We start from the raw sequence: 21,420 nt of genomic DNA, 5'->3' as shown, positions 1-21,420 counted from the left end.
GGGGGAGGAGAAGAGAAACGAAGAGGGCCGAGGATGTGAAAAAACCCCTTCTCCCCCCCCCGGTCTTTTTCGGGTTGGGGGGGTTTCCTCGGTCGCCCCCCCCCCCCCCCCCGGTCGATCTGTCCGCTCCGCAGACACGCGCGGGCCTCGTAGGTGAGGAACACGCCGCGGGTCTTGTCGCGCGGGCGTTGGAGGACGTCGAGGCCTTCGCCGATGAGGTGGAGCGCGTGGGGGCGTTCGCCGAGGTCGAGCAGGCATTGTCCGGAGTCGACGGCCAGGTCGGCCTCGCCCATCCACGAGCACCAGCCGGGGGCGGGATCGGTGCGGGCGGCGGCGAGTTCGTGTTCGCTGCGGGACAGGGCCTGCCGGCACGCGCGGGGTTCGCGCAGGGCGGCGTGGGCGCGGGCCTTGCGCAGGTGGAGGAGGGAGCGGGCAATGGGGTGGCGCGTGCGGGTGAGGGCGTGGTCGAGGATGTCGGCGGCCGTTTTGGGTTGTTCGGTCCAGGTGGCCTGGTAGGCGAGATCGGACAGGATGCCCGCCCCGAGATCGTGATCCCCGCCGGCGTGGGCGTTGTGCAGCCCGGCGTGCCAGAACCGGCCGGCGACGGCGTGCTCACCCTGGTCGAAGCGATGCCACGCGACCGTCTGCGACAACCCGGCCGCCAACAGGTGCAGGCGCCGGCCGATCTCCGGGGTGTACCGGGCATCGGTGATCAACATGGTGACGGTGGCCAGGTGGGCGTCGAGCAGGGCGGCGGTGTGCTGGCGCTGTTCGGTGGCCAGGCCGCTCAGCTGCGCCCCGGTGGTCTCCAACCACTGCACGAACTCGGCGTCGACGGCGTTGCCGTGACGGGATCCGGCGACGGCCGGCGGTTCCAGGACGGCCCACTGTCCGGCGAGGCCGGCCAGGGCCGCGCCGGTGTAGCCGAGCAGGGTGCGGCGTTTCATCCTCGTCTTCAACGCCTCTCTCAACGCGGTGACGGTGTGGTGTGCGCCCAAGGGCAGCGGCTCCTGCAGGCCCGGCAACCAGTGCGGCCACGTGCGGACGTCGACATCCTCGGGGGCAAGCCCGAGGGCCTCCGCGAGCAGGAGTTGGGACTCCGCGCAGGGTTCGACGCCGCTCTCCCACTTCCACACCCGCCCGCGTCGGGTGCCCGAACGCAGGCCCCGACGGGCCGCGGCGTCGCGGACCTCGCGGGCGAGGTCCTCCAACGACCAGCCGCGTTCCGCCCGAACATGGGACAACGGGTGCCGAAGGGAAGCGTCCACGCACCCATCACACCATCACGACGGGCGCCTGTCCGCCGTCCGGCGAACACGGGGATACAGCGGGGATACACCCGGGCCCTGTCGGCGCGTCGAACACGTGAGCTGTACTCGCTTCCCCGACCCGCCGAACCCCCGCCGCCCCGGCCGGTGTTCGCCGTCGCCGGATCCAGGAGGGACACGATGGCCCGAACCCCCAACACCCCGGACGTGCCGCCGGCCGACGAGAGGCGACCCCACCACCGAGACCCCGCGCCCATGACCGCGGGCACCCCCCAGGATCCGACACCGATCCCGACGTCGGTGGCAACAACGCCCACCGGCACGGACGTTCTGCGGACAATGCTCTGCCGGGGCCCTGCCGTCACCCCGGCAACCCGCGCCACCGAAGCAGTGACGCGGCAAAGCGCCTCCGGCGCGATGCCCCCGAGCGGGAGCGCGGAGTGTTGGCGGATGCAGGAGGCTCAGCGTCTGAGCCTGGCGGAGGATCGGCGGACCCCGGTGGAACTGCCGAGTCGACGTCGGCCGGAACTGACCTTGCACAACGCCTACCGCATCCAGAGGTACGGCGCGGCGCTTCGCGTGGACGAGGGTTCCCTGCGTGGTGGGCCACAAGGTGGGGTTGACTTCGGAGGCCATGCGGCGCCAGGTCGGCATCGACCAGCCCGACTCCGGGATCCTCCTGGACACCATGGCTCTCGACTCCGGGGACACGCTACGGGCGGCCGAACTGCTGGCGCCGCGGATCAAGGCGGAGATCGCCTTCCGGCTCGGAGGCGACCTGAGCGGGACCGAACCTGATCCCGCAGATCGTCCGACACCCGAAGGCGGCATCGTGACCTCCATATCTCTCGGGACGCGGGACGCCACGGCCGGCCCGGTTGCGGTGATCTGCGGCATCGGCGCCGAACTACCCCACCGGCAGGTGTCCAACGCGCAGGTCTGCGCGAGCCTGGACGTCACTCCGGAGTGGATCCGTTCGCGGACCGGGATCACCCACCGGGCCCGCGCCGGCCGCGGCGTCTCGACGGCCGACCTCGCGACCCGGGCCGGTGCACAGGCCCTGCGATCGAGCGGCAACCGGTCGGCGGACGCCCTCGTCCTGGCGACCGTTTCCCCGGACCACCGCTGCCCGGCAACCGCACCCGAGGTCGCGGCACGCCTGGGCCTGGCCGGCATCGCGGCCTTCGACCTGGCCGCGGCGTGCACGGGCTTCCTCTACGCCCTCCAGGTCGCGGCCGGCTTCCTCGCCCACCGGACGGCGGAACGCGTGCTGGTGATCGCCGCCGACCGCATCCCGCACATGACCGACCCCACCGACCCGATCACCGCGCCCCTGTTCGGAGACGGCGCCGGCGCGATCGTGCTGCGCCGCGGCGCACCGTCGGAACCCGGCGCACTGGGCCCGATCGTGCTCGGCGCCGACGCAGGGCACGCGGACGCCATCGTGATCCCGCACGACGGGTTCCTGCGCATGCGCGGCCGCGAGACGTTCCAGCACGCCGTCGAACGCATGTCACACGTGTCCGAACGCGCCGCCGAAGCCGCCGGGTGGGCCCTGCAGGACATCGACCGGTTCGTTCCCCACCAGGCGAACGCCCGGATCACCACCGCGGTCGGCCGCAGGCTCGGCATCGACGAACCCAGGGTCCTGCACAACATCGAACGCGTCGGCAACACCGGCGCCGCGTCCATCCCCCTCGCCCTCGTCCAAGCGCAGGGCGACGGTCGCCTCCGGCCCGGACACAGCGTCCTGCTGACCGCCTTCGGCGCCGGCCTCACCTGGGGCGCCACCACCCTCGTCTGGCCCGACCTGAACACAACACCATCCCCCCACCCGAGTCCGACCCACCGGGAGGCATCGTCGTGAACCCCGACCTGAGGCAACTCCTCGTCACCGACCTCGAACTGGACCCCCAGGCGCTGCTCCCGGACGCCGGCCTGGACGACGCCGGCCTGGACTCGCTCGCCATCGTTGAACTGGGCATGCTGCTCACCACCCGATGGGGCGTGGAGATCGCCGACGACGAACTGGCCGCGACCAAGACCCTGGGCGCCCTGGACCGCCTGGTCGACGAGCGGCGCGCCGACCGGTGACCGCCGTGAACACGCCCACCACCGGCCGAGTCGGCAGCACCTGGCTGATCACCCCCGGCACGAAAACCGACCGATTCGACACCGCCGTCGGCGCCGGCGCCGACGTCGCGCTGCTGGACATCGAGGACTCCGTCCCCGAGCACGCCAAGGACGCCGTCCGCACGGCCACACTCCGCTTCCTCACCACCACCACCACCGTCGCCGACGACTCCGGCGAGCGCGCCACCCCGGTGCTCGGGCTGCGCCTCAACGCCACCTCCACGATCCACGGACTCAAGGACCTGGTGGCGGTGGCCGAATGCGGCCACACACCCGCCGTCCTCCTGATCCCCAAGGTCGAATCCCCGCGCGACATCGAACTCGTCGCCCACATCGTCGACCCCGAAGGCTCCCGACCCGTCGTGTGGGCGCTCATCGAGACACCACGCGCCATCGCACGCCTGCCCGAGATCCTGTGCGCACGCCCCCTGGCCGGCGTGGTGTTCGGGGCCGCGGACTACGCCACAGCCGTCGGCTGCGCCCGGGACCGCCGCGCCCTGCTGTACCCGCGATCCGCCCTCGCCGCAGGGGCCGCAGCCGGCATACCCGCGATTGACTCGCCGTTCTTCGACCTGCGCGACATCGAGGGTTTGCGCCGCGAGGCAGAAGAGGCCAAGGTCCTGGGCTTCGCCGGCAAAGGCGCCGTACACCCCGGGCAACTCGCCGTCGTCAGAGCCACGTTTGCTCCCTCCGCGCAGGAACTGGCGGCCGCGCAGGCCCACACGCGCGGCGCCTCGATGCTCTGTGGCTAGCCTGCGCGCGCTCGAATACCTCGAACTCCCCGAACTCCTAGCCCGACTCGCCGACATCCTGACCACCGCCCACCCGCGACCCGCCGACGTCGCCTCCCACATCCACGCCCTGGAAGCACACAGTTGGGACTTGTTGCGCAGGTGCTCCGGTGTCGAGTACCCCCGCCGAGGTGCACGACGAAGTTACGAGCGGGCGTACCAGTGAACCGGGGAAGCTGGCCGCCAGACCGCTTGAACACGCGATTGCCCGGTCCAGCCCGGGTGATCTCGGTCAACAGGCCGCCCTCGCCGAGCAGGGCCGCTCCGGAGGCGTCCGCGCGATCCATCAACTGCTCGACGACCTCGCCCACCATCGCGTCGGTGTCCGCGGGCGGACCACCGGTGGGCTGTGGGTTTTCGATCTCGGTCATGACTGTCCGTTCCGGAAGGGCCGGGATCCGGGAAGGCACCCCGGCCCATCCTTTACATCACGCACTTACACGAACTTTCAGACACATCCGTGTTGGTCAGTGGGTTTCCCATTGGATGTTGGGTGAGGTGGCGAGGTTGGCGGCGCGGTGTACGAGATCGGTGCCGTACAGATCCACCGCGTCGGTGAAGTCCCGTTCGAGGTGTTCGATGACGCGGACCAGGTTGTGGCGGCCTGTGGTCCTGGCTTCGCGTCGGGTGGTGTCGGTGCGCGGCGGGGCCTGCGCGGTCTGGGTGGGGTACAGCCGTCGCATGCATTCGCGCCAGGCGGGGTTGCTCATCGGGTGGACGGCGGCGGCGTGTTCGGCGTGGCGTTGTGCGTCGAGTGCTGCTTCGCGCCGCAGTCGGGCGGTGATGAACGCGGCGGGTCGCATCGGCTTCCAGCTGTCGAGGTGCCATGCGGTGAGTTCTCCGGCGATGCGGGGTGCGTCGAGTCCGCGGTCGATCAGGGGCCGTAGCGCCCAGGCCAGGCGGCGCAGGGTTTCGTGTGCGGTCCAGGTGATCAGGGTCCGGACGCGGGCGGCGGTGGCGATGTCCCGGGCGACGCGCAGCGGTGATCGGCGTTGTCCCGGGTGGCTGTTGCCCCGGTTCTGCGGGGAGGGTGCGGGCGGGTCGCCCGCGCCGGCGCGCGTGCCGGTGTTCTTGAACCCACCTATGGACCGGGACCTGCGTGCGGGAGTGGGTGCGTTCGGAGAAGGGGGCGCATCGCGGGTGCGCCGGTCCGGGTCGGTGGCGGGGGAGTTCGCCTGCTTCGGTCGTGGCTTGGGGGAGGCGCTGCGCGGATGCCGTGCCGTGGCCGTTGCGGCCGCTCGGCGGGTGTGGCCGTCGGGTGTGGTCCCGGTCAGGCGGGCGGTGTAGCCGGTGCCGGTGAGGCGGTGGCCCATGGCGTGGTCGTAGGTGGGTGGGATGACGGCGGCGTAGATGGTGGCGGTGGCGGTGTAGGGGCGGCCGGGTTTGCGTAGGTTGCGCCGGGATCCGTGGATCACCCAGGCGAGTGCGCCGAGTTCGCGCAGGACGGCGACGTGGCGTTTGACGGTGGCGCGGGAGAGTCGTAGGCGCAGCGCGGTGGTGTCGAGGGCGTAGAGGACTGTTCCTTCGTGGTGGTTCATGCGGGTGGCGAGGTCGTGGGCGATGCGGAGGGTGGTGGGGCCGGCTTTGGGGTGGGTGCCGGCGGCGATCAGCCAGGTCACGGCGCTTATCCATGCTCGGGGTCGGGTGTGGCGGGAGGTGGTGGTTTCCACTTCCTGGGCGTGGGGTGGGTGGATCGGGGCGGCGTCGGGCGCGCCGGTGTCGGTGTGTGCTGCGGCGGTCCCGCGGGAGGAGGGGTGTGTTCGGTGGTCGGCGTTGCGGGTTTCGTCGGCGTCGCCGGTCACCGGTGCCGGGTCTTGGCGCGACTGCCGCCTGGGGGAGGGGTGTTCGTGGGGGAGGATCGCGTACGGCTCGGGTTCGTGGGGGACTTCCGCGGGGTCTGCGACCGTGGTGGTGGGCGTTTGGGGGTTCTGTGGTGTGCGCATGGGCGATGTCCTCCGGGTGTGGGCGCGGCGGACGGTGGAGTCCGGTGTGGGGAAGTGCGGCCGTTGCGGCCGGGTGGGTCGGCTGCCTGTTCGGGGGGCGCGCTGCCGGGACGGTGGTCCCGGGGAGTGGGTGTGGTTGCCGACTCGGTGGTGCTCGGGTGCTGCGCTTGGGCCGGCGAGGGGCGGCCGGGGTGGTGTCGCGGGGCGGCCGTGGGGGCGACGTGGCCTCGGTTCGGGGCGGTGGGTGTCCGCGTGAGGGCGTGCGTGTGCGCATGGCTCGTGTTCGCCTCGTCGTCCGGGTCGCCGGCGGCGAGAGCGCCGTTGGAGCGGCGGTGTCCGCGGCGGCGGGTGGGGACGGTACCTCCACTCTCGGCCCGCCGGTCGCCGCATCCGGGCTTCTTGCACCACCCGCGCTGTCCGGGCTTTGCGTGGATCCGCAGCGGCGTGTCGGGGCGATACGACGGGCGTGTCGGGCCCGCCCGCAGACAGTCGGCTACCCCCCGTGTGCTCCGGGCGGACGTCGCGGACGTCGAGGTCCGAGGCCTGGAGGTGTGTTGCTCACGCCCCGACGGCCGTGACACGAGGCGTTCTCCCGCGACGTCGGCCGGAAACGAGCGTGATCATCCGGCGGCGGCCTGGGGATCAGGCGTGCCTTGGGGGCGGCGGAGTGGCGGGGTCGTTCGCCGCAAGGGATCGGCTCGGTCGGGCGGGCAGCGCTCGACCGGCATGGGATGGCCGATTGCGCTGACCGGTCCCCGTGTCGGGGTGTCGTGGTGTCGCCTGCCGGGCGACGGCGAAACAAGGGGTTCGCGCGGGTCGGCCGCCGGCATGTCGCGAAGCGACGTCGCCGGTCCTGTGGAGAGCCGCCGAGGCTGCCGGGGGACGAGGTCACTGCGCGCGCCCGGTGGACGACCCTCCGGTCCGATGCGCTTCGTGTCCTGTGTGCGAGGTCGGACGGAGGCAGCCGGTGCGGTGCACCTGTTTGTCGTGGTCGAAGCGACCCGGGACGCTTGTGCGTGCGCGGGACCTCGACGGCGCGAATCTTGAGGCCGTGTGAGTGCCGCCGCTTCGGTCCGGATCGGAAGAGCGCGTCCGGTCCGCGACAACTTTCCACGTTCGCACAGGAGTTGACAACCCTGGCGCGCGCTTCGGCGGCACATCGCTCGGTCGTTGCGGGCGGTCGCGGAGCGAGGGAGGGGCGATGGTCGTCGCGAGCCCGGGGTGAGTGTGGGTCGTCCGGAAGGCCGAGAAGGGCGGGACCGGGGCGGCGGGCGGCGGGCGTTGCGCGCGGCCGGACTTGTGTTGTTGGGGATGCTCGGCGTCGGCGAACGGCTGGGCCGCCCATGTCCGGGGGCATCGCCGGCGACGAGGGGGTGGCGGGCGGTCCGGGCTGTCGGATCCCCGACTGTGACTTCTTCGCGGACGGCTGGGAACGTGCCGGTGCCGGCCGGTTGATCGGACGGCTCGGCCGCCGTCCCGGCTCGCGGTTGGGCCCGGCGTATGGTGCTCGACTTGTCGCGCCCTGAGTCCGGTGGCGCGCGACGGCGCCACCTGGACGTCGTGTGCCCGCGCCGTGTCGGGGTTGGCCGCGGTGATGTGAAGCCACTTGCGGTTTTCGTTCGCGATCGGAGCGGAGGACCCATTTACCGGGTGGCCGCACGACCGGTGATCCGGCCGGTGCGCGGACCAAGCTCGAAGGTTCGTGCGTCGGTGGAAGGGGCACCGTCCGCGGTTCGGACGCGAGGAGGCCCCGCCGCCGCCCATGAAGGGGCGGCGGCGGGGCCGGCTTTCTCACGGAACGGTCGCCGGGCGCTGTGGCGCTGTGGGCGTCGAAGGGGAGTTGACGCGTGGGCGTCGGCTCGGGAGTGCCCGGTTGCTTCGCCGCCTTGTGCGGATCCTAGGCCTTGCGGCTTCACGGTTGTGTGGCCTTGAAGTGGTTGCGTACGGCGGTGGCGAGTGGGTTGTCGGTGCCGGTGGCGGTGCTGTCGTGGGCCAGCTGGTGGAGGGCGTGGCGTGCCTGGTGGGGGACGACGCCGTTGCCGAGGATGCGCAGTTGCGCGACGCGGGTGAGGCCGGGGGTGTGGGTGACGTGTCCGGGTTGGAGGCCCATGAGCCATTCGACGAACGCGGGTGTCAGTTGTGGGGTGCCTCGGGGTCCGGGTCGGGTGGGCGCGGGGGCCGGGCGGTCGAGGAGGGTTTCCCAGTGGCGGATCGCCGCTTCGTACGGGCCCCAGTCGATGGTGGTGTTGTGGGCTTTTCGAGGGTGCGGGTGCGGGTTCGGGTCGGGGTGCGGGGTGCGGGTGGGGTGGTGGGGGTGAGGGCGCTGGTGAGGCCGCCGCGTTGGCGGGGTGAGCCTTTGGAGCCCTCGCTGGCGATCGGGGTGGGCAGCAGGGGCCGCCGCGCGCCCGGGCACGTGCGGCGGGCGCGGGTGCCGCGGCGCCCGGACGCCGGCGTCCGGCACGGTGCCGGCGCATCGGTGCCGCGCGGCGGGGACGGGTGGAGTGTGTTGGCAACGTCGGGGAGTGCGTCGTGTTTGCGTCCGACGGGGCCTTTGCCGTCGCGGGCGCGTGGTGTGGGCAGGCCACGCCGCGATGAACATTCTGGTGCGGCGGTGTGGCGCGCCGATGTCGGAGGCCGAAAGGCTCGTCCATTGCGTGTCATACCGCGCGCGGGCCAGGTCGGTGAGGACGGTGTCGAGGCCTCGCCTTCGTAGGGCGGCGACGTTCTCCAGGACGACGAGTGCGGGTCCCAGGTGGCGAATTGCGTCCATGACGGTGTGCCAGAGGCCGCTGCGGGTTCCATGGGCGATGCCTCCTCCGGGGCCGACGAGGGAGATGGATTGGCAGGGGAATCCGGCGGTGACGACGTCGACGGGTGCCTCGTAGGCGAGGCGGGCCCAGTCGACGTCGCGGATGTCGCCGAGGTTCGCCGTGTCGGGGTGGCGGTGGGCCAGGAGCGCGCGCACGTCCGGGTCGTCGTCGGCGACCCACACCACCCTCCCGCCCAGGACCTCGACGACGGCCTGGTCCAGGCCCCCGTATCCGGTGCACATGCTCCCGACACGAAGGCCCGCGACCTCACGGGCCTCCTGCGCCGGTGCGCTTGCCGGGTGGTTCACGGGCTGTCCGGTCTGCGCAGGACGATGACGTCCTCGTGGACGATCAGGTGTTGGGGGCTGCCGGCGGCGCGCGCCTCGCGGACGTTCTTGAGCGCGAAGAACGTGGGCCGCGCGACGAGTTCGTCGTCGCGCAGTCCGGCCAGGAGTGCGACGCAGCGTTCGACGGGGACCAGGCCCGCGGTTTCGCCGGCGGTGATGGCGGCGGCGGGGAGGTCGACGAGTTCGCCGAGGTGGCGCCAGGGGCGGGTGGTGATCACGACAATCCCGCCGGGGCGCAGGACTTCGCGGCATGCGGCGAGGATGCGGGTGAAGGCGTGGAGGAGGTCGGGTCCGGTGTTGGCGAGGTTCCCGCGGTCGCGCCGGTCGGGCCCGTAGCTGTCGGCGTACTTGGCGATTTTCGCGACGCCGGTTTCGCGGGTGGTGAGGATCTGGCCGTGGACGGATGCCCCGTACGGCGGTGAGGTGACGACCAACGCGACCCGGCCGCGCAGGCGTTCGGGCACGAGCTGCCCGGTGCGGCGGCCGTCGCCGTGCACGACCACGGCCTGCCCGGCGGCGCCCCGGGTGTGGGCGAGGCGGGCGTTGGCGGCGGCGATCTCGGCCCACTGTGCCTCGTATTCGATGCCGATGGCGTTGCGGCCCTGGTGGGCGGCTTCGACGAGGGTGGTGCCGATGCCGCACATCGGGTCCAGGACCCAGTCGCCGGGGCGGGTGTAGTGGGCGACGGCGTGGGCGGCGATCGCCGGCAGCATCTTCGCGGGGTGCGCCGTCGATTCGGGGACGTAGCGTCCTCGGCGCTGGGCGGGGCCGGTGGTCTGCGCGGTCGCCCAGATCGACGGCGGCGGGCGGCGGTCGCAGCCCGGCTGGGTGTCGTCGCGGGGCGCGGTGTGGGACGGCCGGCGGTGGTCGTGTGTCACGGGGTGTACTCCGTCCGTTCGAACAGCAGGACGTCGGTGTGGACCACGTCGTGGCGGCCGGTGTGGCGGTCGGCGCAGGCCGCGTGGCGGGGTGCGGGGGTGTGCGGGACGAGCCGGCCGTTGTCGAGGTGGGCGTGGACGACGATCACGTGTTGCAGATACCGCCAGTCGCACATCCGCGCCTCACGCACCACCGGCCCGCAGCGGTCGATCATGCGGCCGGTCGGCGCGTGTTCCGCAGGGATCGCGATCGCGACGAACACGCCGGTGCCGGTGCCGGGATCGCCGGGCACGCGGGCGAGGAGACGGCGAATCGTGCGAGTGGCGGCCGCCGGTCCTTCGGGGCGCCGGGCATCGCCGGCGGGTCCGAGGTCGGCGACGACCAGGAGGCGGGCGCCGGCGCCGGGGTGTGTGATCGGGGTGTGCTCGTGCGGCCCGACGCGGACCGCGGTCACGTCCGTGCCCAGGGTGCGGACGTGGTCGCTCAACCGTGCGTGGGCCCAGGCCGGCAGCGGGGCCCTCGCCGCCGGGGCGTGGGGGAGTGGCCCGGGCCGGGCCGTGTCTGGGGTGGGGCGGGGGGCGATCCAGACGGTGACGGGGACGTCGATCCCCGGCGCCGGCGGCTTCGGCCGCCGGGCACGCGGGAGCTTGGGCGGCCCGGTGGGGCCGGGGGAGGTGGTGTTGCGCATCGGGGATTGCGGTGGCTTCGAAGGGCCCGGCCGCGTCGCGCTGACATCGGTAATGGAGTCGAAGTCGATCCCGGGCGACACCCGACTCTGAAATCCGCCGCGCCGGCCCGCCTCCCGGGAGGTGGGGGTGTCGGCGTGCGCGGGGGGTGTGTTGCCGCTGGTCGGGGCGTGATGTGCACCCTGCGAGCACCCTGTGTCCCCGATGCGCCGCGGGGGCCGGAGTGCATGTCATGGATCGCGAGGACCTGGCTGTCGTTGTCGAACGACATGGGACGGATGCGGCCGGTCGGGCCGCTTGGGCGTTGTGGGCGGGGGCTTCGTTTCGGGTGTGGGCCGGGTCGACGGCGCCGGCCGCTCGATTCCTCGACTCCATGTGTGGCGGGCCCGGTGCATGGCGGAGGACGGCGTCGTCACCCGTAAGGATTTCGACCGGGGGTTGCCGGCCCTTCGGCGGGCGGGGGATGCCCCCGTCGTCTTGGGGCGGGTGGATACGACGGAGGGCACGCACGTCGTTTTCCTGACCGCCGATCCGGGCTCGTGCGTCGCAGTTGCTGTGGCCTCACGGCTCCACGTGCGCGGCTCCGAGGGCGCGCCACCCGGACGGCCGACCATCCCTTCGGGGTTGCTTTCGCGCAGGTGGGGCCGTGATGTGCACCCTGCGGGCACCCTCGCCGCAGAACTGATCGACCCGCCCGGATCCGGGCACGCCCCGCGCAGTCTCCGTGCACCCCCGCGTGCCTCGGGCCCGGGGTGCTCGCAGGGTGCGCGTGGGGTGCGGGGGTGGTCGGTGACATGGACGACGTCGCCCTTCCACCTCCGTTCGTCGGGAGTCGTCCATGTCGTCGTCCACGCGTTCCACCGCCGCGCCCGTGTCGGGTTCGGCGAGTCCGTTGCAGATCCTCGAGGCGACGTTCCGCGCCCTGTCCCGGGGTTCGCGTCCGTTGACGTTGCCCGCCGATCTGGTGGCGCCGGTGATGGACGTGGCGCCGGGTCGGCGTCGTGTGTGTGTGGACCGGGTCCGTGCGCAGCTGCGCGGCCCGCACGCCTCCGCTCTCGCGGAGGTGGTGTGGCCGGAGTTGATCCGGCGTGCGCAGCGTCCGCACGCGCAGCAGTGGGTGGTGGTTGCGGCGGCGGTCGCGGCGCCGAGTCTGCGCCGGTTGATCGCCCGCCGGTCCTGGCGGGGGTTGGTGGAGCGTGCGGATCTGGAGCAGGAGATGCTCGGTGCGTTCCTCCAGGCTCTCCTGGCCGCGGACCCGGACGACCCGCGGGCGTATCACGGGTTGCGTCGGGCGGCGGACCTGGCCGCGTACCACCTGATCGAGGACGCCCGGCAACACGCCCGCCACACGGTCGCGTTGGAGGCCGAGGCCGCCGAGCGGCGCGCGGAGGAGGCACTCGCGACCTCCACCTCCGCCTCGGGTGCGGATCCGGCCGCCGGTCCGGGTTCGGCGGAGGGCCTGTTGGAGCGGGCGGTCGATGCGCGGGTGGTCACCGCGGAGGAGGCGGAGTTGATCGCGGTCACCCGTATCGACGGGGTCCTGGTGCGGGAGTTGACCGGCGGTTCCCCCGCGCGGATGCGTGCCGCGTACCGGCGGCGTCGGGCCGCCGAGCACCGCCTGCGCGAGGCGATCACCGCCGAGGTGATCTGACCGACCCGGTCCCGCCGTCCGTCGTGCTGATGCCCGTGCGGGTGTCGCGGACGGAGCCCGTCGACTCCATTACCGGTGAGGGCGTTCGCCCGGGCAGGAGCCCGCGGCCTCGGCCTTGTCCCCTCGGCGCTTGGGATTTCCGGCGTCGTCACCGTGGTCCGTTCGGCGGGTGTCGCCCGTCTCGCGCTGACACCCGAGTACCGAGCCACTCGAACTCCTCGAGGAGGAGGTGGCCCGGAGCGGCCCCGCCCGCCGGCGGACCCCGACCCCCGCCCACCCGGACCGAGGTGGTCGATGCCCCGTCTCTCCGCTTCGTCCCGCCGTCATTTCCCGGAGGTTCCGATGCCCCACCCCCGCCCACGAACCGAGCCCACCCAGCCCACCCGGCCCGACCGGCTCTCCGCCTTGCCCGCCCGGTCCACCCCGTGCCGCCGGTCGGTCCGGTTCGGCGTTCTCGCCCGATTGACGAGTGTGGGCCGGTTTCGTGCGAGGGGGCGTCACCGTCGTCCTCGCCCTGCGTGGTGGCGTCCTTTCGTCACGCGTGAGTTCGCCTTCACCGTCGCGTTCATCGGACTGTTGTTGGTGTTGTTCGGGCCGGATGCGGCGTTCGCGGCGAACAGCATCCCGGAGGTGATCGACAACACCCGGAACTGGATCGTGGGGATCGCGGCCGGGTTGGCGACGCTGTTCCTGACCCTGGGCGGGATCCGCTACCTCCTTGCGGGCGGCGACCCGGGCGAGGTGGAGAAGGCCAAAGGGGCGCTGAAGGCGGCGGCGGTCGGCTACGGGATCGCGATCCTGGCGCCGGTGTTGCTGGCCGTCCTGCAGGGCATCGTCGGCGACCCCGGTACCGCCACCACGCCGCCGGAGGCGCCGAAGCCCGGCACGGTCCCGGCGGTCGCCGCCGGCGCGTTCGCTCCGCCGGCGTGAACGCGGCGCCGGGACACAGCGCCCCGTCCACGCGACCGCGGACCGGGCGCAGGACAGGGTCCCTTCGTGCCGGCCTGACCGTGTCGGCTCTCGTGGTCCCGGCCTTCCTGTTCGGCGCCGTCCTTCTTGTAGGGGCGAACCCGGCCGCTGCGGAGCCGACTTCGACGAACCCGGCGATCGCCGCCGCGCCCCGAGACCCCGCACCCCCGACCACCCCACCCCCGACCACCCCACCACCCACGACGCCCCCGTCCTCGAGGCCCCCGACCGCCACGGCCACGGCCGCGCCATCTGTCGGGACGCCGTCCGTCCCATCCGCCGGTACGACCCCGCAGAGCACACCGCAAGCGCCCGGGCCTCCCGGCCCGGTGCCGCCGGGGACGGTTCCGGTGACGCCGGCGTCCTGGTGGGATCCCCGCGACTGGTTTCGCGCGGGCGGGCCGCTGGACGTTCCGAAGATGCTGTGGGACGCGATCGGGAACCTCCTGGGCGGCCTGGTCGCGCAGGCCGCGCAACCCCTGCTCGATCTCCTGGGTCACACGCTCCTGCACACCCCCGACGTCGCGGCGAACGGCCCCGTGCACGAGCTGTGGTCGCGCAACCTGGCCCTGGCGACCGGCCTGTACGGCCTGTTGATCATGGCGGGCGGGGTGTTGGTGATGACCCATCAGACGGTCCAGACCCGGTACGCGGCCAAGGACGTGGCGCCGCGGATCGTGGTGGGGCTGGTGGCGGCGGCGACGTCGCTGGAGGTGATGAGCCGCCTGATCGAGATGTCCAACGCCCTCGCCCTGGCCGTGGTCGGCGAGGGCGTCGACGGGGCGGGACTGGCCCAGCAGTTGATCGCGCCGCTGTTCAACCCGGGGAACGCGCTCTATCTGATCGTGATGGCGCTGGTCGCGCTGGTCCTGCTGGTCGGTCTGCTGTTGGGGCTCGTCATCCGCATCGCGTTGGTGATGCTGTTGGCGGTGGTGGCGCCGCTGGCCCTGGCCGGGCACGCTACCCCGCTGACCGAGGGTATGGCGCGGATGTGGTGGCGGGCGTTCGTCGGCGCGCTGGTCATGCAGTTCGCCCAGTCGGTCACGTTGATCGTCGGCCTGCGGGTGATGTACGCCAAGGGCAACACCATGTTCGGCACCCCCACCGCCGACGGGCTGTCGGCGATGCTGACCGGGATCGCGCTGTTCTGGATCCTGTTGAAGATCCCGGCGTGGGTGGGCCGCACGGTGTTCGCCGGGTCCGGCATGTCGGCTCCGCATCCGGGGTCGGGTCCGGTGGGCCGGATCCTGCGAACGGTTGCGTCCGCGTACTTGTTGGGCCGGTTCCTGCCGCAACTGGGCGGCGGGGGCCGGGGATCGCGCGGGCTGGGCGGCCGTCTGGGCCGGCACCTGTCGCAACGCGGCGGCGGCCCCCGGCCACGCCCCGGCTCGCCGGGGCCGGGGCGGGGGTCGGGGGGCCGGCATCGCCGCCCCGTCGGCCCGTGGGACCGGGAGAGCCCGCCCGTGGGGGCGCCGGCCGGCCGGCACCGCCGGCCCGAGGGCCGCCACCGCATGCCCGGCACCCCGAGGCGTAGGGAACGCCCCTCCACCGCGGCTCCCACCGGTCGGCACCGCTGGCCCGACGGCCGCCACCGCGCACCCGGTGTGCCCGGCCAGGAGAGCCCCGCCACCACGGCGGCCGGCCGTCACCGTCGCCCCGACGGCCTGCACCGCGCACCCGCAACCCCCGGCCGCGAGGAGACCCCGTCCAACGCGGGCGCGGCCGGTCGACACCGGCGGCCCGCGGGACAGGCCTCGCCCGCGCGCAAGGCCACGCCCCGCAAGACCACGCCCCGCGCGACCACGCCCGCCGCACCCGCCCGACCGCGCCGCCCGACCACGCCTCCGGCCGGGGCCCGACCGCAACGACCGACCCGGCCGCCGGCCGGGGGTCGACCCGAGCGCCCGACGCGACCTCCCGCGACGCCGTCCTCGGCCGGCGGCGGTGGGGAGCCTGCGGCCGGTACGCCGGCCTCCTCGCGTCCGCGTCCGGCGCCGCCTCGGCGGAGCCGCCCGCCCACTCCCGGGCGTGGCGCGGCTCCGTCTGCGGAGCGGGCGCTTCCGCGTGATCACCCCGACGTCGAGGCCCCGTACGGAGGTTGGGGACCGCGACCCGCTTCGACGCCGCAACCCCCCTTGCCGCGTCCGAGCCGTTCACCGCGTCTGCCGCTGGACGACCAGGACTCCTGAAACGCGCACCCGCCGCCGAACCTCCACCACGACCACGTAATCCGCACCCCGTATCGGGAGGTGAGCAGTCGTGCCCGGACATCGCACGGACGAGGACGACGAGTACACGAGCGTGCGTATCCCCGCCGACATCGAGAAGGAGGACAGGCTCCTCGGCCCGTTGACCGCCCGCCAGATCGCGGTCCTTGCCGCCGCGGCCGCGCTCGCGTGGGGCGGCCGGCTCCTGACCCAACCGTGGCTGGCGCCCCTGGTCTATGTGGCGTTGATCGCGCCGACGGCGCTGTTGCTGCTCGTGGTGGTGCTGGGTCGGCGCGACGGTGTGAGTCTGGATCGCTGGCTCCTCGCGGGCCTGCGCCACTTCCGCGGCCCCAAGCACCTGGCCCCGCCTCGTGATCGCGACGCGGATCCGTCCGACGACACCCCGGACTGGTTGGGCCCGGACTGGGTTCGCCGGTCCCGGCCGCGCCCGGAGGCGTTGCGTACGCCGGTGCGGGAGGTGACCCGGGCCGGGACCGTCGATCTGGGCGAGGACGGGCACGCGGTGATCGCCGCCTGCTCGACGGTGAACATGGCGTTGCGCACCAACGCCGAACAGCAGGCCCTGACCGGTGCGTTCGGTCGTTTCCTCAACTCGTTGACCGGGCCCGCGCAGATCGTGGTCCGCGCCCAGCGCATGGACCTGGGCCCCTACCTGTGGGGCCTGCGGTCGCGGGCGCCGGGCCTTCCGCATCCGGCGCTGGAGGAATCCGCCCTCGCGCACGCCGACTTCGTCCAGGCCCTGGCCGCCGAGCGGGACCTGCTGGTGCGCCAGGTCCTGCTGGTGCAGCGGGAGAAGGGCCGCCCGAGCGGGCGCGCCGACCAGCGTGTCCTCGAGGCAGCCCGTGCCCTGGGGCCCGCCGGCGTCGGTGTCGTCGCCCTCGACGCCCCCCGCGTCCGCGAGGTGATCGCCTGCGCCGCCGACCCCGACAACCCCACCCCCGCCGCACTGCACACCCCCACCGACACCACCATCACCGGCCCACACGACCACGACCACGACATCGACGGGGAGTTCCTGTGAGATCCCTTCCACGCCGCCCCACCCGCCCCCGCCCCCGCCTCCGCCCCGGCTTCCGTCGCCGTCGCCGTCCGGTCGAGGCGGAGTCGGGCCCGGCGACGCCGCGCGAGTTGTTGCCGGACGCGGTCGTGGTGCGCCCGCGCATGCTCGGCGTCGGGAACCACGTGTCGTCCACGCTCGTGGTCACCGGCTACCCCGCCGAGGTGGGTCCCGGTTGGCTGGAGCCGCTCCTGGCCTATCCCGGGCGCCTGGACGTGGTCCTGCACGTCGACCCCGTCCCCGGACACGTCGCCACCCAGCGCCTGCGCAAGCAACGCGCCCGGCTCGAGTCCACGCGCCGCCAGGACGCGGACAAGGGCCGCCTGGACGACCCGGAGACCGAGGCCGCAGCCGCGGACGCCGCCGACCTGGCCTACCGGGTCGCCCGCGGCGAGGGGAAGTTGTTCCGCGTGGGCCTGTATCTGACCGTCCACGCCGACGACGAGACCACGTTGGGGGAGGAGTTGGGGGCGGTCGGCGCGATCGCCGACTCCCTCCTGCTGCGCACCGTCCCCGCCACGTTCCGATCCCTGCAGGGCTGGATCTCCACGCTGCCGCTGGGCGTGGACCTGATCGGCGCACGCCGCACCATGGACACCGCCGCTCTCGCCGCCGCGTTCCCGTTCGCCTCGCCGGACCTGCCGACCGCCGACCCCGCCGACGCCGCCGCCCCCACCGGCGGTGTGCTGTACGGCATCAACACGATGAGTTCGGGTCTGGTGATCTGGGATCGGTGGGCGCAGCCCAACCACAATTCCGTCACCCTGGCGCGCAGCGGCGCGGGCAAGTCCTACCTGACGAAACTCGAACTCCTGCGCAGCTTGCACAACGGGGTCGAGGCGGCGGTGATCGACCCGGAGGGCGAGTACGTGCGCCTGGCCGGCGCGGTCGGCGGCACGGTCCTGGTCCCGGGCGCGCCGGGGGTGTGCGTCAACCCGTTCGACCTCCCGGCGGCTCCGCGTCGCCGTGGTCGACGCACGAAGGGCGAGGCGGCGGAGGCGGTGGGCGGGGATGCCCTGACGCGGCGGGCGTTGTTCGTGCACACGCTCCTGGCGGTCCTGCTCGGGGGTTCCACGACGGCGGCGGAGCGCGCGGTGTTGGACACCGCGATCATGGGCGCCTACCGCACGGCGGGCATCACCTCCGATCCCCGCACGTGGGGCCGCCCGGCGCCGCTGCTGTTCGACCTGCAGACCGCATTGGTCGATGCCGGTACCGACGTCGCGCACGATCTGGCGGCGCGGCTGGCGCCGTACACCACCGGCACCCACCGCTCCCTGTTCGAGGGCCCGACCACCACCCGGCCCGAGGGGCATCTGGTGGTGTGGAACCTGCGCCGGCTGCCGGACGAACTCAAGTCGGTGGGGATGTTGTTGACGTTGGACGCGATCTGGCGGCGCGTCACCGACTCCGCCGAGCGGCGTCGGCGGCTGGTGGTGGTCGACGAGGCGTGGCTGCTGATGCGCGAGGGCGAGGGCGGCCGGTTCCTGTTCCGCATGGCGAAGGCGGCCCGCAAGTACTGGGCGGGTCTCGCGGTGGTCTCGCAGGACGCCGACGACGTCCTGGGCTCGGATCTCGGGCGGGCGGTGGTGGCGAACTCGGCCACGCAGATCCTGTTGCGTCAGGCGACGCAGGCGGTCGACCACATCGCCGACACCTTCGGCCTCTCCGCCGGGGAACGCGACTTCCTCCTGAGCGCCGACCAGGGCGAGGGCCTGCTCCTGGCGGGCACGAGCAGCCGGGTGTCGTTCGCCGCGCTGGCCGCCGACGGCGAACACGCCCTCGTCACCACCGACCCCGCCGACCAGGCCGACACCGACACCGACACCGACGACGCTGACCACTACGACGCCGACTTCGACCCGGAACACGACGACGGCGAAACCGAGTTCGACGACCTCGACGACGACACCTTCGACGACCCGGGTGAAGAGTTCGAAGGTGACGCGTTCGACGACGAGGGCCGCGACGAGGACGAGGACCCTCTCCACGGCTTCGATCGGGCCGACCTGGACGAGGGCCCCTTCGACCAGGGCGCCGAGACCATCGACCCCGCGGCCACGGCCACGACCACGGGCGGGCCCGGGCCCGATGCGCTGCGCGACGACGGCGGTTCCGACGTTCCCAGTCGTGTCGACCCCGGCGGCGCTTCGCCTGTGCCGCCGCGTCGCGCCCGCTCCGCCCGCAGGACGTCCCGGTGACCCCCACGCCCGCGCCGCCGGGCGACGTCCCCGACGGTGGCCCGTTGGGGCGGTTCCTCACCGCTCCCGGCGCCTGGTGGTCCGGCGTCGCCGACACTCTCGACACGGCGTTGACGACCTACGCCCCGATCACCCTCCCGCTTCTCCTGGCGTGCGTCCTGGTCGCGGCCGGCGCGCGCGGCCGCATGCGGAAGTGGCGACACGCCCGGTGGGCGGACGGTGCCCGGTGCATCACGATCCTGGCACCACCGCGCGTGGACGCCTCCGGTGGCGAGGCGCTGTGGCGTCAGTTGTCGGGCCTGGCGCATCCGTGGTGGAAGCGCCTGGTCCTGGGCCAGTTCCACCTCGGTTTCGAATACGCCTGGACCGCGACCGGCCTGACGGTGCGGCTGTGGCTGCCCGGCACGGTCCCCGAGTCGCTGGTGCGCCAGGCCGTCCAGGGCGCGTGGCCCGGCGCGCACACCACGACCGGGCCGGCCGAACCCGCCCTGGTCCCGGGCCACATCGCCGTCGCCGGGGCCCTGCGCCTGGCCCGCCCGGAGGTTCTGCCGCTGCGCGACAGGCACGACGCGGATCCGCTGCGCGCTCTCCTGCAGGCCGCGACCGGCATGTCCGGCGACCAACGGGCACTCGTGCAGATCCTCGCCCGCCCCGCCACCGGCCTGCGCCTGCGACGCGCCCGGGCGGCGGCCCGCAGGCTCAAGGCCGGCCAGCACCCCGGCGGAAGGCCCGCGGCCCTGCGCACCCTGGCAACCCACGGCCAGGCCCGCTCGGGTTCCGGCAAGGCGGACCCCGCCCACGCCCTGGAGGTCCGCCACGCGGCCGCGAAACTCGCCGGCCCGCAATGGGCGGTGAGCATCCGCTACGCCGCCACCACCTCCACACCCGCCGCCGTGGTGAAGCGAGGGGTCGGCACGACCGCGGCCGGGGCGGGTGGCGCCACCGCGACGGATGCGGTGCTCAGGGGGCGGGTGCACGCGTTGGCGACGACGTTCGCGATCCACTCCTGGGAGAACTGGCTCACGCGCACGCGCCTGCGCCGTCCCGAGCACGTCGTCGCGCCGCGTCGTTTCGACGGTCCCGGTTCGTTGTTGTCGGTGCCCGAACTCGCTGCGTTGGCCCATCTGCCGTTGGACGCGGACGCCCCGGGCCTGGCCCGGGCCGGGGCGCGCTCGGTCATCCCGCCGTCGCGGATCCCGGTGCCCCGTCCGGGTGGTGACGTCAAACCCCTGGGCGTCTCCGACGCCGGTCACCCACGCGGGGTGGGGTTGAACGTGCGTGACGGCCGGCAGCACCTGCACGTCGTGGGGGCCACGGGCTCGGGCAAGTCGACGTTGTTGGCGAATCTGGTCGACGACGACGTGGCGCGCGGGCGCGGGGTGGTGGTCATCGACCCCAAGGGCGATCTGATCACCGACCTGTTGGACCGTCTTCCGGCGAGCGCGGCGGATCGGATCGTGGTGATCGATCCGGACGACCCGCACACCCCGCCCAGCCTCAACGTCCTCGAGGGCGAGGACATCGACGTGGTCGTGGACAACGTGACCGGGATCTTCCGCCGGATCTTCTCCAGCTTCTGGGGCCCGCGCACCGACGACATCATGCGCGCGACCTGCCTGACGTTGATGCGGCACGCGGCCGCGACCGGCGACGTCGTCACCCTCGCCGACGTCCCCCGATTGTTGGGCGAACCCGCCTACCGCTCCCGCATGATCCCCACGGTGCGGGACCCGGTCCTGCGGGGTTTCTGGACCTGGTACGAGTCCATGTCCGAACCCAGCCGCGCGGCCGTGATCGGGCCGGTGCAGAACAAGCTCCGCGCGTTCCTGTTGCGTGGCTTCGTCCGCCAGACGATCGCCGCCGGGCCCTCCACGTTCGACCTCGACCGGGTCCTGGACGGCGGGATCTGCCTGGTCCGCGTCCCCAAAGGAGCATTGGGGGAGGAAACCACCCGCCTGCTGGGGTCGTTCGTCGTGGGCAAGGTCTGGCAGGCCGCCGCGCGGCGCTCGCGCATTTCCGAACACGACCGCATCGACGCCTCCCTGGTCATCGACGAGGCCCATAACTTCCTCAGCCTCCCGTATCCGCTGGAGGACATGCTCGCGGAGGCACGCGGCTACCACCTGAGCATGGTCCTGGCCCACCAGAACCTGGCCCAACTCCCGGGCGACCTGCGCGAGGGCATCTCCGCGAACGCCCGCAACAAGCTGTACTTCCAGGCCAGTCCCGAGGACGGCAAGGCCCTGGAGCGCCACGTGCAACCCAATCTGGGCGCCCACGACCTCGCCCACCTCGGGGCCTACCAGGTCGCCGCCCGCCTGCTCGTCGACGGCGCCTCCACACCCTCCTTCACCTTCACCACACGCCCGGCCCGCGACCGGATCCCGGGCCGCTCGAAAGCACTGCGCGCGGCCGCGCACCACCGCGTCGGCGGCACCCGCAACCCCACACCCTGAC

General features: G+C 73.3%; 15 protein-coding genes and 1 pseudogene. 10 read left to right on the top strand and 6 right to left on the bottom strand.

What is annotated here, in order from left to right:
- Nucleotides 1-1,268, bottom strand: a 1,268-nt coding sequence (locus ACZ4FV_RS42000) for a hypothetical protein (protein WP_465325997.1), incomplete at its 3' end; no start/stop codon positions are given.
- Between the two features lie 598 nt (nt 1,269-1,866).
- On the opposite strand from ACZ4FV_RS42000, the gene ACZ4FV_RS41995 reads away from it, so the two are divergent.
- From ACZ4FV_RS41995 to ACZ4FV_RS41980, 4 genes are read left to right on the top strand one after another with little or no spacing between them, the layout of a single operon-like run.
- Nucleotides 1,867-3,135 (top strand): beta-ketoacyl-ACP synthase III, encoded by a 1,269-nt coding sequence (locus tag ACZ4FV_RS41995; protein WP_465325995.1) that lies wholly within the window; start codon nt 1,867-1,869, stop codon nt 3,133-3,135.
- Nucleotides 3,132-3,362: an acyl carrier protein gene (locus ACZ4FV_RS41990; RefSeq protein ID WP_465325993.1), complete on the top strand. Its 231-nt coding sequence runs from the start codon at nt 3,132-3,134 to the stop codon at nt 3,360-3,362. Before ACZ4FV_RS41995 ends, ACZ4FV_RS41990 begins: the two co-directional genes overlap by 4 nt.
- A 5-nt stretch (nt 3,363-3,367) precedes the next feature.
- The gene (locus ACZ4FV_RS41985; RefSeq protein WP_465325991.1) at nt 3,368-4,153 is read left to right on the top strand and encodes an HpcH/HpaI aldolase/citrate lyase family protein; all 786 of its coding nucleotides are present in this window, start codon (nt 3,368-3,370) and stop codon (nt 4,151-4,153) included.
- Nucleotides 4,146-4,358, top strand: a complete 213-nt coding sequence (locus ACZ4FV_RS41980) for a hypothetical protein (protein WP_465326001.1) — start codon at nt 4,146-4,148, stop codon at nt 4,356-4,358. Before ACZ4FV_RS41985 ends, ACZ4FV_RS41980 begins: the two co-directional genes overlap by 8 nt.
- A gap of 49 nt (nt 4,359-4,407) precedes the next feature.
- Here ACZ4FV_RS41980 and ACZ4FV_RS41975 read toward each other — a convergent pair.
- From ACZ4FV_RS41975 to ACZ4FV_RS41955, 5 genes and pseudogenes are all read right to left on the bottom strand, one after another.
- Nucleotides 4,408-4,563, bottom strand: a pseudogene (locus tag ACZ4FV_RS41975) (IS256 family transposase); the annotation flags it as partial.
- A 96-nt stretch (nt 4,564-4,659) separates the two neighbouring features.
- Nucleotides 4,660-6,135, bottom strand: coding sequence for a cell wall protein (locus ACZ4FV_RS41970; protein WP_465325989.1), 1,476 nt, complete (start codon nt 6,133-6,135; stop codon nt 4,660-4,662).
- 1,912 nt (nt 6,136-8,047) lie between these two features.
- Entirely contained in the window at nt 8,048-9,187 is a 1,140-nt protein-coding gene (locus ACZ4FV_RS41965) for a DNA cytosine methyltransferase (protein ID WP_465325987.1), read from the bottom strand.
- Nucleotides 9,188-9,249: 62 nt separating this feature from the next.
- On the bottom strand, nt 9,250-10,170 hold the full coding sequence (locus ACZ4FV_RS41960; RefSeq protein ID WP_465325985.1) for a TRM11 family SAM-dependent methyltransferase: 921 nt from the start codon (nt 10,168-10,170) through the stop codon (nt 9,250-9,252).
- Nucleotides 10,167-10,658 (bottom strand): hypothetical protein, encoded by a 492-nt coding sequence (locus ACZ4FV_RS41955; protein ID WP_465325983.1) that lies wholly within the window; start codon nt 10,656-10,658, stop codon nt 10,167-10,169. The genes ACZ4FV_RS41960 and ACZ4FV_RS41955 overlap by 4 nt, the downstream gene beginning before the upstream one ends.
- Before the next feature lie 1,037 nt (nt 10,659-11,695).
- Between ACZ4FV_RS41955 and ACZ4FV_RS41950 the strand changes: the two genes are divergently transcribed.
- From ACZ4FV_RS41950 to ACZ4FV_RS41925, 6 genes are all read left to right on the top strand, one after another.
- Entirely contained in the window at nt 11,696-12,508 is an 813-nt protein-coding gene (locus tag ACZ4FV_RS41950; RefSeq protein WP_465325981.1) for a hypothetical protein, read from the top strand.
- Between the two features lie 582 nt (nt 12,509-13,090).
- Nucleotides 13,091-13,438: a pilin gene (locus ACZ4FV_RS41945; protein WP_465325999.1), complete on the top strand. Its 348-nt coding sequence runs from the start codon at nt 13,091-13,093 to the stop codon at nt 13,436-13,438.
- A gap of 389 nt (nt 13,439-13,827) precedes the next feature.
- Nucleotides 13,828-15,666, top strand: a complete 1,839-nt coding sequence (locus ACZ4FV_RS41940; protein ID WP_465325979.1) for a hypothetical protein — start codon at nt 13,828-13,830, stop codon at nt 15,664-15,666.
- A gap of 70 nt (nt 15,667-15,736) precedes the next feature.
- A complete protein-coding gene (locus ACZ4FV_RS41935) occupies nt 15,737-16,726 on the top strand; it encodes a PrgI family protein (RefSeq protein WP_465325977.1) in 990 nt (329 codons plus the stop codon).
- Nucleotides 16,723-18,963, top strand: a complete 2,241-nt coding sequence (locus ACZ4FV_RS41930; protein ID WP_465325975.1) for a VirB4 family type IV secretion system protein — start codon at nt 16,723-16,725, stop codon at nt 18,961-18,963. Before ACZ4FV_RS41935 ends, ACZ4FV_RS41930 begins: the two co-directional genes overlap by 4 nt.
- The gene (locus ACZ4FV_RS41925) at nt 18,960-21,419 is read left to right on the top strand and encodes a type IV secretory system conjugative DNA transfer family protein (RefSeq protein WP_465325973.1); all 2,460 of its coding nucleotides are present in this window, start codon (nt 18,960-18,962) and stop codon (nt 21,417-21,419) included. Before ACZ4FV_RS41930 ends, ACZ4FV_RS41925 begins: the two co-directional genes overlap by 4 nt.
- The last annotated feature ends 1 nt before the right edge of the window (nt 21,420 follow it).

It is taken from the genome of Embleya sp. NPDC025285 (genome assembly GCF_055558835.1).
Note: the sequence above shows the minus strand (reverse complement) of the source record. Positions and strands in the feature narration are given on the sequence as shown.